This window comes from Streptomyces niger (assembly GCF_000718305.1).
Lineage (GTDB): Bacteria > Actinomycetota > Actinomycetes > Streptomycetales > Streptomycetaceae > Streptomyces > Streptomyces niger.
The window spans coordinates 539,416-554,615 of the sequence record NZ_JOFQ01000002.1; the positions used below are offsets into that span (position 1 = coordinate 539,416).

Genomic DNA, 15,200 nt, shown 5'->3' on the forward strand with positions numbered 1-15,200 from the left:
GCCTCCTGCTGTACGCGATGCGCGTGCCGGCCGTGGCTCAGACGGTGGCGACGGCGTCCTCGAAGGACAGGCGCGGGGAGCGCGGGAAGAAGGCGTCGGTGCCCGGCTTGCCGATGTTGATGACCATGAAGGACTTCTGCTTGCCGTCGCCGAAGAACTCCTTGTCGATGGCGGTGAAGTCGAAGCCGGTCATCGGGCCGGCGGCCAGGCCGGCGGCGCGGACGCCGAGGATGAAGTAGCCCGCCTGCAGGGTGGCGTTCTGGGTACCGGCGACCTCGCGCACGGCGGCCTCGGAGAAGAAGGTGTCCTTGATGCCCGGGGCGTGCGGGAACAGCGTCGGCAGCTTCTCGTGGAAGTCGAGGTCCACGGAGAGGATGACGGTCAGCGGGGCCGACAGCGTCTTCGGGCCGTTGGCGCCCATGGCGTGCTCGACGAGGCGCTTGCGGGCGTCCTCGGAGCGGACCAGCGTCAGGCGCAGCGGCGACTGGTTGAAGGCGGTCGGGGCGAACTTCACCAGGTCGTAGATGGCCTGAACCTGCTCGTCGGTGACCGGCTCGTCCGTGAACGTGTTGGCGGTCTGGGCCTCACGGAAAAGGAGGTCAGCAGCGGCGGCGTCAAGGGCGAGAGTCATGGAGGGCACCTCGGTGATTCGTGGTGGTTCCGGGCCGGAGCGGTCCGGTCGTACACCCTCCACTCTAACCAAGATAGATTAAGTTTCAACTAAAGCAGGACAATTGTGAGCGGTTTCACATGCCTGCGCCGCGAAGGGTTCGGGAGGCCACTGCCGCCGAAAGACCGGGCTCGGCCCCCGGCCCTCAGCCCTCCGTCGCCTCCTCGGCCTCGTCCGCTTCCTCCGCCAGCGCCGCGTCCAGCCGGGCCCGGGCCCCGTCCAGCCAGCGCCGGCACACCTTCGCCAGCTCCTCGCCGCGCTCCCACAGCGCGAGCGACTCCTCCAGCGTCGTGCCGCCCGCCTCCAGGCTGCGGACCACCTCGATCAGCTCGTCCCGCGCCTGCTCGTACCCGAGCGTGGACGTCACGTCCGGCGCCCCCGCGGCACCGGCACCCGCCGCGCCGTCCGTCTCCATGCCCGTGTCCGTCTTCGCCTTGGCCATGGACCCCAGCCTAAGTGCGGGGTGTGACAGCGCCGTCCGTACGACGGACCGTGAAGTCGCCGTCCGCCACCCGGGCCCGCAGCTCCTCGCCCTCGGCGACCTCCTCCGGCGCCCGGACCGCGGTGCCGTCCGCGCGCTGCAGCACGGCGTACCCCCGCTCCAGGGTGGCCTTGGGGGAGAGCGCCACCACCCGCGCCAGGGTGTGCGTCAGCTCGGAGTCGGCCCGGTCCAGCAGATGGCCCAGCGTGCGCCGGCCGCGCTCCAGCAGGGCGGTGACCTGCTCCTCGCGCGCGTCCACCATGCGGTGCGGCTCCCGTATGCACGGACGGTTCAGCGCACCGGCCAGGCCGCGCTCCTCGCGGTCCAGCAAGCCGGTGACCGAGCGCAGCGCGCGCTCCCGCAGCTGCTGGATGCGGGCCAGCTCCTCGCCCACGTCCGGCACGACCTTCTTCGCCGCGTCCGTCGGCGTCGACGCGCGCAGGTCCGCGACCAGGTCCAGCAGCGGGCTGTCCGGCTCGTGCCCGATCGCCGACACGACCGGCGTACGGGCCTCGCCCACGGTCCGTACGAGCTGCTCGTCGGAGAACGGCAGCAGGTCCTCCACGCTGCCGCCGCCGCGCGCCACGATGATCACGTCCACGTCCGGCCGGGCGTCCAGCTCCCGTACCGCCTCGATCACCTGCGGGACCGCGTGCACGCCCTGCACCGCGACGTTGCGCACCTCGAAACGGACGGCCGGCCAGCGGTGCCGGGCGTTCTCCAGGACGTCCCGCTCCGCCGCGCTCGCCCGGCCGCAGACCAGCCCGATCAGCTGCGGCAGGAACGGCAGCGGGCGCTTGCGCTCCGCCGCGAACAGCCCCTCGGCGGCCAGCGCCTTCTTCAGCATCTCCAGCCGCGCCAGCAGCTCGCCGACGCCCACCGGCTTGATCTCCGCGGCCCGCAGCGAGAGCTGGCCGCGCGGCGCGTACCACTCGGGCTTCGCGTGCACGACGACCCGGGCGCCCTCGCTGATCACGTCCGCGACCTTGTCGAAGACCTGGCGGTAGCACGTCACGCTCACCGAGATGTCGTGCGACGGGTCGCGCAGCGTCATGAAGACGACGCCCGCGCCGGGCCGCCGGGAGAGCTGGGTGATCTGCCCCTCGACCCACACCGCGCCGAGCCGGTCGATCCACCCGCCGATGAGCCGCGACACCTGGCCGACGGGGAGGGGCGCCTCTGCGGACGTCTGTAGAGCCATGGGATCGAGCGTATCGGCGGGGACCGACAGTCCGACCCCTACGCGCCCCTACCTTCTTGTGTGCGTCCCATGGGTTCGCGACTCCGGGACGGCGCGAGTGGGACAGGGATGGCTCTCACGCTGGCCGCCCTCAGCCGGTGCGGGGGGCGCCCCGGCCGCGTGCGTACTGCACCGCCAGCACCACCAGCCCGATCACCAGCCACACGCCGCCGACGACCTGGGCCGTGGGGGACGCCTCGACGATCACCGCGACCACCACCGCGAGCCCCAGCAGCGGGACGATCACATGGCTCAGCAGGTTCGGCGAGGCGGCCCGCTTGCGCAGCCAGAAGTAGCCGATCACCGACGCGTGCAGCAGCCCGAAGGCCGTCAGCGCCCCGACGTTCACGATCGAGGACAGGTGGTCCAGGCCGTCGTCCCGGCGCGCCGCCCAGACCGCCGCGACCAGCGTCACCACGGCCGCGCCCAGCAGCGCCCGGCGCGGCACCCCGCTCCCGGCGTCGACCTTCGCCATCGCCCCCGGCAGCCGCCGGTCCCGCGCCATCGCGAACAGCAGCCGCCCGGCCGCCGCCTGCCCGGCCAGCGCCGCGAACGCCGCGCCGATCGCCTTGCTCGCCGCGACCAGCTTCTGCAGCCACTCGCCGGCCGCCGCGTTCGCCGTCGCGTAGAAGGCGTCGCCCTGCTCGGCCGGCTTCGCCGCCAGCTCGGCCGCCGACATCGGGGCCAGCAGCGCCGCGAGGTACGTCTGCACGGCGAACAGCACACCGGCCACCACCAGGCACGTCAGCACGGCCCGTGCCACCCGGCCGCTGCCCGGCCGGCGCCCGCCGTCCTTCGTGGGCCGCCCCTCCTCGGTCTCCTCGGCGAACGCGGCGATGGCGTCGAAGCCCAGGTACGAGAGCACCGCCACCGACACCGCCGCCAGCACCGCGCTCGTGGAGAAGCCGCCCTCACCCGTGAACGGCACCGCCCAGCCGCGCTGCGCGCCGTCCGTCGCGAGCACCCACACCGCCACCACGACGAAGACCACCAGCACCGCGATCTCCATGGCCAGCACCAGGAAGCCCACCACGGCGGCGGTCCGTACGCCCCACAGGTTCAGCAGCGTGGTCACGACGACCGCCACCGCCGTCCAGATCCACTGGTGCACCGCCGGCACCAGGGAGTGCAGCGCGATCCCCGAGAAGAGGTACGCCACCGCCGGGATCAGCAGGTAGTCCAGCATCGCCATCCAGCCCGCGACGAAGCCCGCGCCCTCGCCCAGCCCGAGCCGGGCGTAGGTGAAGACCGAGCCGGCCTGCGGGGCGACCCGCACCATCTGCGCGTACGAGTACGCCGTGAACGCCATCGCGATCGTCGCGACGACGTACACGATCGTGATCGCGCCGTGCGACTTGGCCTGCAGCGTGCCGAAGATGCCGACCGGCGCCATCGGGGCGATGAACAGCAGGCCGTAGACGATCAGGTCCCGGAAGGACAGCGTCCGCCGCAGCCGTCCCCCGGCGGCCGGGGTGGCGCCGGCGGGGCCGTCAGGGCCGTCGGCGCCATGGGGGCCGTGGGCATCGGGAGCGCCGCCGGCGGGGGGCTGCGGATCGGCCGTGGGGGGCATGGCGGACACCTCTGCAGAACGAACGGGCCGCCGGCGATCGGCGGCCTGGCATGACGCCGCCGGGGATCGGCGGTGTCACATGATCGTCGGCCGTACGGTCGTTTCGGGCAAGCCGCCCTGCCGTGCGGACATATGCCCCGTAACGCGCCGTCCGCACCTCTGGCCAGGCCTTCCGTAGGACGCCACTCGGCCCCGTACGATGGGGACCATGACCACCCCGACTTCCCGCCGCGTCCTCCTCGCCGCCCCCCGTGGATACTGCGCCGGCGTGGACCGAGCCGTCATCGCCGTCGAGAAGGCCCTGGAGCAGTACGGCGCGCCCGTCTACGTGCGCCACGAGATCGTCCACAACAAATACGTGGTCAAGACGCTGGAGAAGAAGGGTGCGATCTTCGTCGACGAGACGGCGGAGGTGCCCCCGGGCAACATCGTGATCTTCTCCGCGCACGGCGTCGCGCCGGTCGTCCACGACGAGGCCAAGCGCGGCAAGCTCGCCACCATCGATGCCACCTGCCCGCTCGTCACCAAGGTCCACAAGGAAGCCGTCCGGTACGCCAAGGAGGACTACGACATCCTCCTGATCGGCCACGAGGGCCACGAAGAGGTCATCGGCACCAGCGGCGAGGCCCCCGAGCACATCACCCTGGTCGACGGCCCGGACGACGTGCAGAACGTCGAGGTCCGGGACCCGGAGAAGGTCGTCTGGCTCTCCCAGACCACCCTTTCGGTCGACGAGACCATGGAGACGGTCGACGCCCTCAAGGGCCGCTACCCCAACCTCCTCTCCCCGCCCAGCGACGACATCTGCTACGCCACGCAGAACCGCCAGACGGCCGTGAAGCAGATGGGTGCCGACTCCGACCTCGTCATCGTCGTCGGCTCCAAGAACTCCTCCAACTCCGTCCGCCTGGTCGAGGTCGCCCTCGGCGCCGGCGCCAAGGACGCGCACCTGGTCGACGGCGCCGAGGAGATCGACGAGGCCTGGCTGGAGGGCGTCGGCACGGTCGGCGTCACCTCGGGCGCCTCCGTCCCGGAGGTCCTCGTCGAGGGCGTACTGGAGTGGCTGGCCCAGCGCGGCTACGAGGACGTGGAGACCGTCACCTCCGCCACCGAGTCCATCCACTTCTCGCTGCCCAAGGAGCTCCGCCGCGACCTGCGCGCGGAGGCGAAGTCGGCCACGGAGGACGGGTCCGCCGCGGCGGAGTGACCGCACCGCGGCTCCGCATCCCCGCTCCGTACGGACGGACGGCGGCCGGTTCGCCTTTTGGCGGGTGAGCCGGCCTCTCCCCGCCTAGCCTTTCATCCATGAACGTATTCGGCGTGGACATCGGCGGGTCGGGCATCAAGGGTGCGCCCGTGGACCTGGAAAGCGGCGAGCCGGCGGAGGAGCGCTTCAAGGTGCTCACCCCGCACCCGGCCACCCCGGACGCGGTCGCCGACGGCGTCCAGCAGGTCGTGGAGCATTTCGGCTGGTCGGGACCGGTCGGGGTGACGTTCCCCGGCGTGGTCACCGGTGGCGTGACCCGCTCGGCCGCCAATGTCGACAAAGCCTGGATCGGCACCGACGCCGCGGCGCTGCTGACCTCCCGGCTCGCCGGCGAGGCCGGCAACTGCCCGGTCACCGTGTTGAACGACGCGGACGCCGCGGGCCTCGCGGAAATGCATTTCGGCGCGGCCCGCGGGCGCATGGGCACGGTCATCATGCTGACCCTGGGCACCGGCATCGGCAGCGCCCTCTTCACCGACGGGCAGCTCGTCGCCAACACCGAGCTCGGCCACCTCGAACTGGACGGTCACGACGCCGAGACCCGCGCCTCCACCCGGGTCAAGGACGAGGAGGACCTGAGCTGGCACGACTGGGCGCACCGGCTCCAGAAGTACCTCCGCCACGTCGAGATGCTCTTCACGCCCCAGCTCTTCGTGATCGGCGGCGGGGTGAGCCGGAAGTCCCACAAGTTCCTGCCGCTGATCAAGGGCGTCAAGGCTGAGATCGTGCCTGCGCAGCTTCAGAACAACGCGGGGATCGTTGGGGCCGCAATGGCCGCCCGGCGGGCTTGCGACCCGACTGCCGCCGCTCCCGCTCCGGGCCAGGACGCCGGTCTCGGGGCCGCCGATCCCGGTCCTGGCGGACGTCCGGACGCTGCGCCCGCCGTCGGAGGATGAGCAGGCACTTCCGGAATCCGACGAGCAGCACGCTGAGGGCGGTACCGAGGTAGAGCCAGCCGGCGTTCACCGCCAGGACGGTGAAGACGCCCATCAGCAGGCTGCCCGAGCCGCCGGCGCCGGCGACGGGGAGGCAGCCCACCGTGTACGCGATCGGCAGCGTGACCGGCGCGACGACCAGGTCGTACGGGCGTACCCACAGTGCGCCCGCGGCCCCCGCCAGCACGAAGCAGACGCCGTACACGGTCGGCGAGCCGCCCGCCAGCAGCCGGTCCAGGAAGGCCATGACCAGCAGCGCGAGCGTGGTCAGCAGCGCGCAGCCCAGGCCGGTCAGCTTGGCCGCAGGCAGCCTGCGGACCAGCGCGGCGAGCGGCCCGGGCAGCACGCGGCGGGCGCCCGCCCGGTAGACGGTCGAGGTCTCGGCGATCGCGGGCCCGGCGTCCGGCGCGACCTGAGCGTCCCGAGAGCCTGGTGCGGCCTGACCATCCCCGGCGCCGCCCTGCGCGCCTCGGGCGCCGCGTCCGCCCTGCGCGGCCCGACCGTCCTGCGCGGCCCGACCGCTCTGTGCGGCCTGACCGCTCTGTGCGGCCTTCGCCGGGGGCCGGCCGCCGCCGACGACGGGGGGCGCCGCCGCGGGGCGGTTCCCGACGGCCCGCCCCGCGGCCGGACGCCCGGTCCGGGACGGGGTGTGCTGAGGTGCGCGCGCTTCGTGTTGCTCCACTCGCCAACGGTAGGCCGCTAAGTGGGATTAATAGCCCGTAGGACACGCGCTTTCCACGACGATGGAGCCGGATCACCATACGGACGCCACACCCGGGACAACGATCGGCGTAGGGGGAGGGGGTATGAAGGCGCGGCCGGAGGGTTGGGGGCGATCGTGTGGGCGGACCCGAAGACGGGAACCGGCGGACCGCCCGACCGCGCGCAGTGGCGTACCTCCCGACCCGACCCGGGTTGGGCCTCCCGACCGCGTGCAGTGGCGCACCTCCCGACCCGACCCGGGTTGGGCCTCCCGACCGCGTGCAGTGGCGTGCCTCCTGGCCCGACCCGGGCTGGGCCTCCCGACCGCGCGCAGTGGCGTGCCTCCCGGCCCGACCCTGAGGGGCTCCGCCGGGCGCCGGCGGTACGGCGCACAGCCCGCCCGCCCCTCCCCGTAGACTGGTGGATCGGCCCACCCGGCCACCGCCCGACCGGGCCCCAGTCCACCGGCGCGGACCGTGCGGGCCGTGCCCACCCCACCCCACCTCCCGTCGGAAGTCGAGTCGCCAACGTGTCGCTCACGATCGGAATCGTCGGTCTGCCGAATGTCGGCAAGTCGACCATGTTCAACGCCCTGACCAAGAACGACGTGCTGGCGGCCAACTACCCGTTCGCCACCATCGAGCCCAACGTCGGCGTCGTCGGCGTCCCCGACCCGCGCCTCCAGAAGCTCGCCGAGATTTTCTCTTCCGAGAAGGTCCTCCCGGCCACCGTCGACTTCGTCGACATCGCCGGCATCGTGCGCGGCGCCTCCGAGGGCGAGGGCCTGGGCAACAAGTTCCTGGCGAACATCCGCGAGTCCGACGCCATCTGCCAGGTCATCCGGGCCTTCAAGGACGAGAACGTCGTCCACGTCGACGGCAAGGTCTCGCCCAAGGACGACATCGAGACGATCAACACCGAGCTGATCCTCGCCGACCTCCAGACCATCGAGAAGGTCCTCCCGCGCCTCCAGAAGGAGTCGCGCATCAAGAAAGACGTCCAGCCGAAGGTCAAGGCCGTCGAGGAGGCCAAGGCGATCCTGGAGAAGGGCGACACCCTCTTCTCCGCGGGCATCGTCCAGGGCTCCGGCAACGAGGAGCTCCTGCACGACCTGCACCTCCTCACCACCAAGCCCTTCCTCTACGTCTTCAACGTCGACGAGGACGAGCTGACCGACGAGGACTTCAAGAACGAGCAGCGTGAGCTGGTCGCCCCCGCCGAGGCGATCTTCCTGAACGCCAAGCTGGAGGCGGACCTCGCCGAGCTCGACGAGGACGAGGCCCTCGAACTCCTCCAGTCCGTCGGCCAGGACGAGCCCGGCCTCGCCACCCTCGCCCACGTCGGCTTCCGCACCCTCGGCCTGCAGACTTACCTGACGGCCGGCCCCAAGGAATCCCGCGCCTGGACGATCAAGAAGAACGCCACGGCGCCCGAGGCGGCCGGTGTCATCCACACCGACTTCCAGAAGGGCTTCATCAAGGCGGAGATCATCTCCTTCGACGACCTCGTCGAATGCGGCTCGGTAGCCGAAGCCCGCGCCGCCGGCAAGGCCCGCATGGAAGGCAAGGACTACATCATGCAGGACGGCGACGTGGTGGAGTTCCGCTTCAACGTCTGATGCGTTCGGTGAAAGGCCGTCTGACCTGCGGGGGAGTGGGTTGGGCGGCCTTTGCGGTCCGCACAGAGTCCGCAAGGTGCTGACGTAGGCAGCGTGTGGGGGAGTGGCCGGAGTGGCTACGCCGCTTCGGCGGCCTGCTCCGCGCCCGCGTCGGGTCGGTCCGCGTACGCCTTGTCGACGGCGGCCCGCGTCCGCTCCTCGGAGTCGGGCCACAGGTGGGTGTAGATGTTCAGCGTCATGGCCGCGTTGGTGTGGCCGAGGCGCTCGGAGACGGTCTTCACCGACTCACCGTGCTTGATCAGCAGGCTCGCGTAGTGATGCCGGAGGGCGTGAGGGCCGGTGCCCTTCGCGATGCCGGCCTTCGCGCAGGCAGGCCGCCACGCCCCGTCCATGAAGTGTGTGTAGACCACGGGACCGCCCTGCGGTGCAGTGAAGACCCAGCTCTCCGGTCCGTCGACCGGGAAGTCCCGCAGGTGGGCCTCAACGGCGTCGACCGCCACCCTCGGCAGCGGGACGGTGCGATACGACCGCGCGGTCTTCGGCGGCCCGACGTACACCCCGTGCTTCGCCGTCTGCTGGATCTGCTGCTCGACCGAGACGGTCGCATGCAGCAGGTCGACGTGCCGGAACTGAAGGCCGAAGAGTTCGCCGGGCCGAAGTCCGGTGGCGGCGCCCAGCAGCACGAGACCCTTATAGCGGGCGGGCACCGCCTCGGCCAGCGTCCGCACCTGCTCGACCGCCAGGGGCACCACCTTCTTCCGGGGCACGGCGGGAAGCTTCGCCTCGACACACGGGTTGTGGGGGATCATGCGGTCGCGGACCGCCGCGCGGAAGACCGCGTTGACCGTGTTGAAGACGGTCCGTGAAGTGCTCGCCGCGAGCTTGTGGTTGGTCGTCAGGCTGGTGACCCATGTCTGTATGTCACCGGGCTTGATGGCGCCGAGCGCCCGCTTCTCCCAGACAGGGTAGACGTAGCAACGCAGGTGCTGGGCCACGGCCTTGGCCGTCGAGGGGCGGTGCGGCTGACTGGCCCGCCACTTCTCTGCGTACTCCTTGAACGGCGTCTTGGCCGACCGCGGATCGACGTACTGACCCGTGATCACGCTGGCCGTGACCTCGTCTATCCACCGCTGGGCGTCGACCTTGCGGTCGAAGTGGCGAGCGTGCTCCTTGCCGTCGAGGTCGCGGTAGCGGGCGCGCCATTTGCCGTTAGGGCGCTTCTGAATGTTCGCCAAGTGGTTCTCCTTTGGGGTGGGTCAGTTGTGGTGGTAGTAGCCACCGTCCTCGATGTACTGGGTGAGAGCGCGAGCGTCGCGTTCCTCGCCCGCGAGGCGGAGACACTGCTTGTGGAAGGCACCCGAGCTATCGGGATGGGCCCGGATGTATTCGGCGGCCAGGACGACCGCCTGGTGCAGGTGATCCTGCGCGTCGCGAGCCTTGTAGAACGCATCCACGGCTTCTTGGACACACCGCCTTCCTTCGATGTCGAGCCCCTCCTGGGGCGGGGACATCAGCTCTTCCAGGGGCAGCTCGAAGACGCGGGCGAAGCCGAGGGCCTCGTCGAGGGTGATCTTCCGTCGCGGTGTGCCGTTCTCGATGCGCCAGACCGCGGTCTGGTTCATGGGGACGCCGGCCTCGGTCATCCGGGCGGCGAGCTCGGTCGTGCTCCACCCTCTGACCTCGCGCTCCAGCGCAACCCGCTCGGCCGCGTTCCCCTCGCTGTAGAGCAGCGGTACCCCTTCAGCAATAGGCGGTGTGGTCATGCTGACCTCCCTCTCTTCCGTCTCTCGCCGTCGCTATCCCGATTGAACCAAACCCTATCCGTTTTGCCTAACCGCTGATCGTCGGGTACAGCTATGCGTACCGACTCGACGCCTAGCCGAAAGGGAAAGATGGATCGCTACCTGACCACCGCCGAGGTCGCCGAGCGCTACCGCACCGCAGCCAGCACGGTGAGGTACTGGCGACACCAGGGGTACGGGCCGCGCGGCGTGAAGGTGGGCCGCCGCGTGCTGTACAGCGAGGCCGAGCTCGCCCGCTTCGACCGGCAGCTGCTGGAGCAGGGCCCGCGGCAGTGGGGATGGGCCGCATGAGAAGCCCCGGTCCCGGACACGGCAACGGCCCCCGGTGCACCAACACCGAAGGCCGTCCGAAGTCCCACGAGATCGCCCGCTACTGAACGACCACCTGAGGTGGTGCGGGGCCTTGCCCGCCCCGCACCACCGGTGAGGACCTGTTGTGCCCCACCCTACGGCCCCTCTCCCGGGTCCGTCACCCGAGCCCGCGGACGCCGGAGGGCAGGCACCTCCGCACGATGCCGATGCCGAACGGGTCGTGCTTGGAACCTGCATGCACCACGCCGAGAGCATCGCCGAAGTGCGCGAACTGCTCGACGGCACGGACTTCTATCGCCCTGCCCACGAGACGATCTGGTGCGCTCTGCTCCAGCTCCATCAGCAGGGAAATCCGACCGACCCCATTGCCGTGTCCGACCTGCTTCAGCGCCAGGGCGACCTCAAACGGGTCGGGGGCGCGAACGCCGTTCACGGTCTGGCGCACGCAAGCGTGGCTTCCGGAAGCGCCGGCTACTACGCCGACATCGTGGCGCGCACGGCACGGCTTCGCCGCGTACAAAGCGCCGGTCTGCGCGCCGCCCAGCTCGCAAGCGATCCGGGCGGTGACCCGGAAGAGCTCCACACCGTCTTGGAGGACACGCTCCGCACCGAGCGTGAGCGCGCTCGGAACGCCGGTACCTCGCGACTGGACCGGTACGTCTCGGACGGATGGGTGTTCGTCACCGACACCGGGGCGGAGACCGAGCCGCTGTGGGGCACTCCGGAGCAGACCGCTTGGGCGGCGGGCGAGAGTCTGATGATCGTAGGACCGCCGGGTGTCGGCAAGACCACGCTCGCCCATCAGGTCATCCTGGCCCGGCTCGGCGTGTACGCCGCCGTACTGGACCTGCCCGTCGCCGAGAGCCGGCGCGTCCTCTACCTAGCCATGGACCGCCCGCCACAGATCGCCAAGGCCCTGGCACGCCACCTGGGCCCCAAGGACGAGCCGACGCTGCGCGACCGGCTGCGGGTGTGGTCCGGCCCGCTGCCCACCACTCTCGACAAGGATCCCCACCTCCTCGCCGAACTGGCCGCTGCCCACCAGGCCGACACGGTCGTGATCGACAGCCTGAAGGACGCGGTCAGTCGCCTGACCGAGGACGAGGCCGCCATTGCCTACAACAACGCCCGCCAGCACGCCCTGCGCGAAGGCGCCCAGCTCCTGGAACTGCATCACCAGCGCAAGTGGACCGGCGACACACCCCGCGACCAGCGCCCTGTCCTGGACCGCGTCTACGGGTCAACCTGGTTCACCTCCGGCGCGGGCAGCGTGCTGTTCATCGCTGGAGAGTCCGGTGATCCGGCGGTCAAGATTCACCACCTCAAGATGGTGACCGGTGAGATCGGTCCGCTGCCGGTCATCCACAACCACCAGCGCGGCACCTCCTATGTAGAGCAGACCCTCGACCCACTGGCCCTCCTCCAAGCCAGCCCCGAGGGCCTGACCCCGCGCGAACTGGCTGCCCACCTGACCGAGGAGCCCAAGCCCAGCCGCGCGGACGTGGAGAAGGCCCGCCGCAAGCTGGACCAGCTCGCCCAGGCCGGACACGCGGAGAAGTCCCAGGGCATCGCCGGCGGAGCGAGCGGCGGTCAGCAGGCCACTTACCGGGCCCGCCGCCTGGTCGCCGTCTCCTGACCTGACCGTCTGACTGACCGCTCACCAAGCCGCAGGCGCGTTCCGGCGCACCTGCGGTCGCCTCTCTTCCGACCGCGGTCACTCCCGGTTAAAGCCCCGGTCAGTTCCGGTGGCCTGACCGGGACTGACCGGACTCCGGTGACCGGCCGGACACCGCACTGACCGCCCGCTGAAGCCGCCCCGCAACTGCCCGCCGGACCGCAAAAAGCGTTCACGGAACCGTTCACGCCCACCGTGCGCGTGACCCCCTGCACGGACCGATCACGGCGTTCACGAATAACAAGAAACCCCAGGTCAGGCGATCACGCCACCGCACACACGGCGTTCACGCCCCGGACCGTTCACGCGCGTGCCCCCTCTTAAAGGGGGGCACGCGTGAACGCTCCTCCGTGCACGCCTTCCTTCTACCGAAATCCCGGCCCTCTCTCAGGAGCGATCCATGCCCCACCACACCGGCCTCCCCAAGCCTCAGGACACTGATCCGGACCCGGACAACTCCGACACGACGCGAGCTCATCGCGGCAGCCGACTGACCAACCACGCCCTCCACGCGGCAGCAAGGTATGCCGTTGGACCGTCCAAGGACGGCGCCAACGGGGAAGCCCGCGCCCCAGGGGTGGCGCAGGCACTCGGGCACCAGAGGGTGCCCGAGGAGGACAAGCCCGTCGATGCGGCGTCTCCGCCACTGCCGCGCGCCGCCGAAGTAGCAGCCCTGCATCGCGTCGCCCGCCGCCGCCCCTACGGCAAGGGGCAGCGCAAGGAGCGAGTGGACGCCCGCTACAGCGTCGAGGAGAAGACCAAAATCCGCGCCAAGGCCCAGTCACTGAACATCACCGGCGCCTACCTCGTCGGGGCCGCCGTCATGGCCTACGTCGACGGCGACCTCGCCGTCCCCGGCCAGCGCACCCCCGTCGACGACTACATCGACGAGCTCAACGCCCTCCGCGCCCAGGTCGCGAGGATCGGCAACAACGTCAACCAGATCGCCCGCGTGCTCAACTCCGGCGGCAATCCACACGCTGGGGATGCCGCCACCCTGGCCCAGGCCGAGAGCACCCTGAACACCGTCCGGGCCACCATCGGCGACATCGCGGCGGCCGCAAACCGAGCCGTCTCTGCGAGGACGGCCACGTGATCGCGAAAATCAGCAGCGGCAAGAGCACCGCCGGCCTGATCCGGTACCTGTTCGACACCAAGAAGGCCAAGGACCACACCGACCCACACCTGGTCGCCTCCTGGGACGGCTTCGCCCCCGATCCCGGCCGCGTCGACGACTTCGACGCCACCAAGAAACTCCTCGCCCAAGACCTCGACCTACACGTCAAGCAGGCCGGGCGGCTCGGCCGGGCTCCCGAGCAGCACGTATGGCACTGCTCGCTCCGTGCCGCGCCCGAGGACCGCATCCTCAGCGACGAAGACTGGGAACAGATCGCCCGCCGCGTCGTCGCGGCCACCGGCATCGCTCCCGCCGATGGCCCCGACGGCTGCCGGTGGGTCGCCGTACGGCACGCCCCCGACCACATCCACATCATCGCCACCAAAGTCCGAGCAGACCTGCGCCCCGCTCGCCACTGGAACGACTACCTGACCGCCGACCGCGAGCTCGCCGCCGTGGAGAAGGAATACGGCCTTCACCGCGTCGTCCGCGGCGACCGCACCGCCGCCCAGCGCCCCACCCGCGCCGAACAGGAAAAGGCCCACCGCGCCGGCCACCAAGCCACAGCCCGCGAGCGCCTGCGCACCACCGTCCGCACCGCTGTCGCGGTGGCCACCGATCCCGAGGAGTTCCTCACCGTGCTCGCCGGCACCGGTGTCCTCGTCGACGTTCAGCGCTTTCCCTCCGGTGACGTCCGCGGCTACAAGGTGGCCCTCGACGGCGACACCAGCGCCGCAGGCCAGCCCATCTGGTTCTCCGGCTCCAAGCTCGCCCCCGACCTCTCCTTCCCCAAGATCCGCGAACGCCTGACCGCCACCGACGCAGATCCCGACATCCAGCAGCCAGGCAACCGCCGTCAGCCCAACCCCTGGCACCGGGCCACCGACGCAGCCGAACGCACCCCCGCCCTCCTCGACCGGGGAAACGATGCGGCCGCGCAGGCCCACCTCGCCGCCTTCGGCGAAGCCCTCGACGCCCTCCCCGTCCTCGCACCCAAGGAGATCCGGCCCCACCTCGGCCAGGCCGCCCGGGCCTTCGAACGCGCCACCCGCTCCCGCATCCGCGCCGAACACCACCACGCACGCGCACTACGCAGCGCCGTCCGATCCATGCTCCGAGAACCCGCCCCCAAGGACGGAGCCACTCTCGCGATGTTCCTCGATGCAACCGTCCTCGTCGCCATCGCCGCCGCCCGCTGGCACCAGGCGCGCCGCCACGACCAGCAGGTCATGGCCGCTCGCGAGAGCCTGCTGTACATCCAGGCCGCCTACGACCAGGCCGCAACCGCGCCCCTGGCCGCCCTTGCCCAGCGCACCCCACCCACTCACACCGCCGAACACCACGCCCAGCAAATCCGCGCGATCCTGCCCCAGCGCGCGGAGGAAATCCTCGAAGATCCCGCCTGGCCGGCCCTCGCCGCCGTGCTCACCGACGGTGAAACCGCCGGCCACCGGCCAGGCATGCTCATAGAGCAGGCTGCCCGCCAACGCTCGCTGGACGACGCCCGCTCACCTGCAAGGACGCTGACCTGGCGCATCCAGCGGCTCGGTCACCGTCCCGCACCCAGCGCCAGGGCCCTCGCCGCCCAGGCCCGCAGCAGCTACGCGACACAGGTGCGCCCCACCCCGCTGCCCTCGCAACCGCGACCCGCAGCCAACGAGGCCACTCGCCGGTCTCGTGCTCCGCGCCGCTGAACACACGCCCGGCAGGAGCCTAGGTCGCCAGGTTCGTCGACCGAGGGGACAACACAGAGCAGCCAGACGAGGGATGCGATCCAGCTCACGCTCCCACGCCGTAGCTGCTGAGATGGG

The 15,200-nt window shown here is 71.0% G+C and carries 13 protein-coding genes and 1 pseudogene; 7 read left to right on the top strand and 7 right to left on the bottom strand.

Features of this window, described 5'->3' with window-relative positions; genetic code table 11:
- Positions 1-37 precede the first annotated feature (37 nt).
- The 4 genes from IF20_RS06250 to IF20_RS06265 all read right to left on the bottom strand — a co-directional run bounded on the left by IF20_RS06250 (position 38) and on the right by IF20_RS06265 (position 3,961).
- Complete coding sequence (locus IF20_RS06250; protein ID WP_052863937.1) at positions 38-631, bottom strand: malonic semialdehyde reductase; 594 nt, start codon at positions 629-631, stop codon at positions 38-40.
- 184 nt (positions 632-815) lie between these two features.
- Positions 816-1,112 (bottom strand): exodeoxyribonuclease VII small subunit, encoded by a 297-nt coding sequence (locus IF20_RS06255; protein ID WP_052863938.1) that lies wholly within the window; start codon positions 1,110-1,112, stop codon positions 816-818.
- Between the two features lie 10 nt (positions 1,113-1,122).
- Entirely contained in the window at positions 1,123-2,352 is a 1,230-nt protein-coding gene (gene xseA / locus IF20_RS06260; protein ID WP_052863939.1) for an exodeoxyribonuclease VII large subunit, read from the bottom strand.
- 130 nt (positions 2,353-2,482) lie between these two features.
- The gene (locus tag IF20_RS06265) at positions 2,483-3,961 is read right to left on the bottom strand and encodes an APC family permease (RefSeq protein WP_110943847.1); all 1,479 of its coding nucleotides are present in this window, start codon (positions 3,959-3,961) and stop codon (positions 2,483-2,485) included.
- Between the two features lie 208 nt (positions 3,962-4,169).
- Here IF20_RS06265 and IF20_RS06270 point away from each other — a divergent pair, with 208 nt between their 5' ends.
- Both IF20_RS06270 and ppgK read left to right on the top strand, forming a co-directional pair.
- On the top strand, positions 4,170-5,168 hold the full coding sequence (locus IF20_RS06270) for a 4-hydroxy-3-methylbut-2-enyl diphosphate reductase (protein WP_052863940.1): 999 nt from the start codon (positions 4,170-4,172) through the stop codon (positions 5,166-5,168).
- A gap of 98 nt (positions 5,169-5,266) precedes the next feature.
- Complete coding sequence (gene ppgK, locus IF20_RS06275; protein WP_052863941.1) at positions 5,267-6,124, top strand: polyphosphate--glucose phosphotransferase; 858 nt, start codon at positions 5,267-5,269, stop codon at positions 6,122-6,124.
- 13 nt (positions 6,125-6,137) lie between these two features.
- On the opposite strand, the pseudogene IF20_RS40685 reads toward ppgK, so the two are convergent.
- A pseudogene (locus IF20_RS40685) lies at positions 6,138-6,845 on the bottom strand (DUF6542 domain-containing protein); the annotation flags it as partial.
- A gap of 549 nt (positions 6,846-7,394) precedes the next feature.
- Between IF20_RS40685 and ychF the strand changes: the two are divergent.
- Complete coding sequence (ychF, locus tag IF20_RS06285; protein WP_052863943.1) at positions 7,395-8,483, top strand: redox-regulated ATPase YchF; 1,089 nt, start codon at positions 7,395-7,397, stop codon at positions 8,481-8,483.
- A gap of 116 nt (positions 8,484-8,599) precedes the next feature.
- Here the strand turns inward: ychF and IF20_RS06290 are convergent, their stop codons facing one another.
- Both IF20_RS06290 and IF20_RS06295 read right to left on the bottom strand, forming a co-directional pair.
- Positions 8,600-9,718, bottom strand: a complete 1,119-nt coding sequence (locus IF20_RS06290; RefSeq protein ID WP_052863944.1) for a tyrosine-type recombinase/integrase — start codon at positions 9,716-9,718, stop codon at positions 8,600-8,602.
- Positions 9,719-9,739: 21 nt separating this feature from the next.
- Positions 9,740-10,246, bottom strand: a complete 507-nt coding sequence (locus tag IF20_RS06295; protein WP_052863945.1) for a helix-turn-helix domain-containing protein — start codon at positions 10,244-10,246, stop codon at positions 9,740-9,742.
- Between the two features lie 129 nt (positions 10,247-10,375).
- Here IF20_RS06295 and IF20_RS06300 point away from each other — a divergent pair, with 129 nt between their 5' ends.
- The 4 genes from IF20_RS06300 (at position 10,376) to IF20_RS06315 (ending at position 15,083) form a co-directional block, all read left to right on the top strand.
- Entirely contained in the window at positions 10,376-10,576 is a 201-nt protein-coding gene (locus IF20_RS06300; protein ID WP_033031686.1) for a helix-turn-helix transcriptional regulator, read from the top strand.
- A 145-nt stretch (positions 10,577-10,721) separates the two neighbouring features.
- Positions 10,722-12,233, top strand: coding sequence for a DnaB-like helicase N-terminal domain-containing protein (locus IF20_RS06305; protein ID WP_267881120.1), 1,512 nt, complete (start codon positions 10,722-10,724; stop codon positions 12,231-12,233).
- 439 nt (positions 12,234-12,672) lie between these two features.
- Positions 12,673-13,368 carry a MobC family plasmid mobilization relaxosome protein gene (locus tag IF20_RS06310; protein ID WP_110943850.1) on the top strand — a complete coding sequence of 232 codons (696 nt, stop codon included), beginning with the start codon at positions 12,673-12,675 and terminating at the stop codon, positions 13,366-13,368.
- Positions 13,365-15,083, top strand: coding sequence for a relaxase/mobilization nuclease domain-containing protein (locus IF20_RS06315; protein WP_052863947.1), 1,719 nt, complete (start codon positions 13,365-13,367; stop codon positions 15,081-15,083). The genes IF20_RS06310 and IF20_RS06315 overlap by 4 nt, the downstream gene beginning before the upstream one ends.
- Positions 15,084-15,200 lie beyond the last annotated feature (117 nt).

Bases quoted from the DNA above. Each gene is read 5' to 3' on its own strand.
- IF20_RS06250 (WP_052863937.1), bottom strand. From the start codon at position 631: ATGACTCTCGCCCTTGACGCCGCCGCTGCTGACCTCCTTTTCCGTGAG.
- IF20_RS06255 (WP_052863938.1), bottom strand. From the start codon at position 1,112: ATGGCCAAGGCGAAGACGGACACGGGCATGGAGACGGACGGCGCGGCG.
- xseA (WP_052863939.1), bottom strand. From the start codon at position 2,352: ATGGCTCTACAGACGTCCGCAGAGGCGCCCCTCCCCGTCGGCCAGGTG.
- IF20_RS06265 (WP_110943847.1), bottom strand. From the start codon at position 3,961: ATGCCCCCCACGGCCGATCCGCAGCCCCCCGCCGGCGGCGCTCCCGAT.
- IF20_RS06270 (WP_052863940.1), top strand. From the start codon at position 4,170: ATGACCACCCCGACTTCCCGCCGCGTCCTCCTCGCCGCCCCCCGTGGA.
- ppgK (WP_052863941.1), top strand. From the start codon at position 5,267: ATGAACGTATTCGGCGTGGACATCGGCGGGTCGGGCATCAAGGGTGCG.
- IF20_RS06295 (WP_052863945.1), bottom strand. From the start codon at position 10,246: ATGACCACACCGCCTATTGCTGAAGGGGTACCGCTGCTCTACAGCGAG.
- IF20_RS06300 (WP_033031686.1), top strand. From the start codon at position 10,376: ATGGATCGCTACCTGACCACCGCCGAGGTCGCCGAGCGCTACCGCACC.
- IF20_RS06310 (WP_110943850.1), top strand. From the start codon at position 12,673: ATGCCCCACCACACCGGCCTCCCCAAGCCTCAGGACACTGATCCGGAC.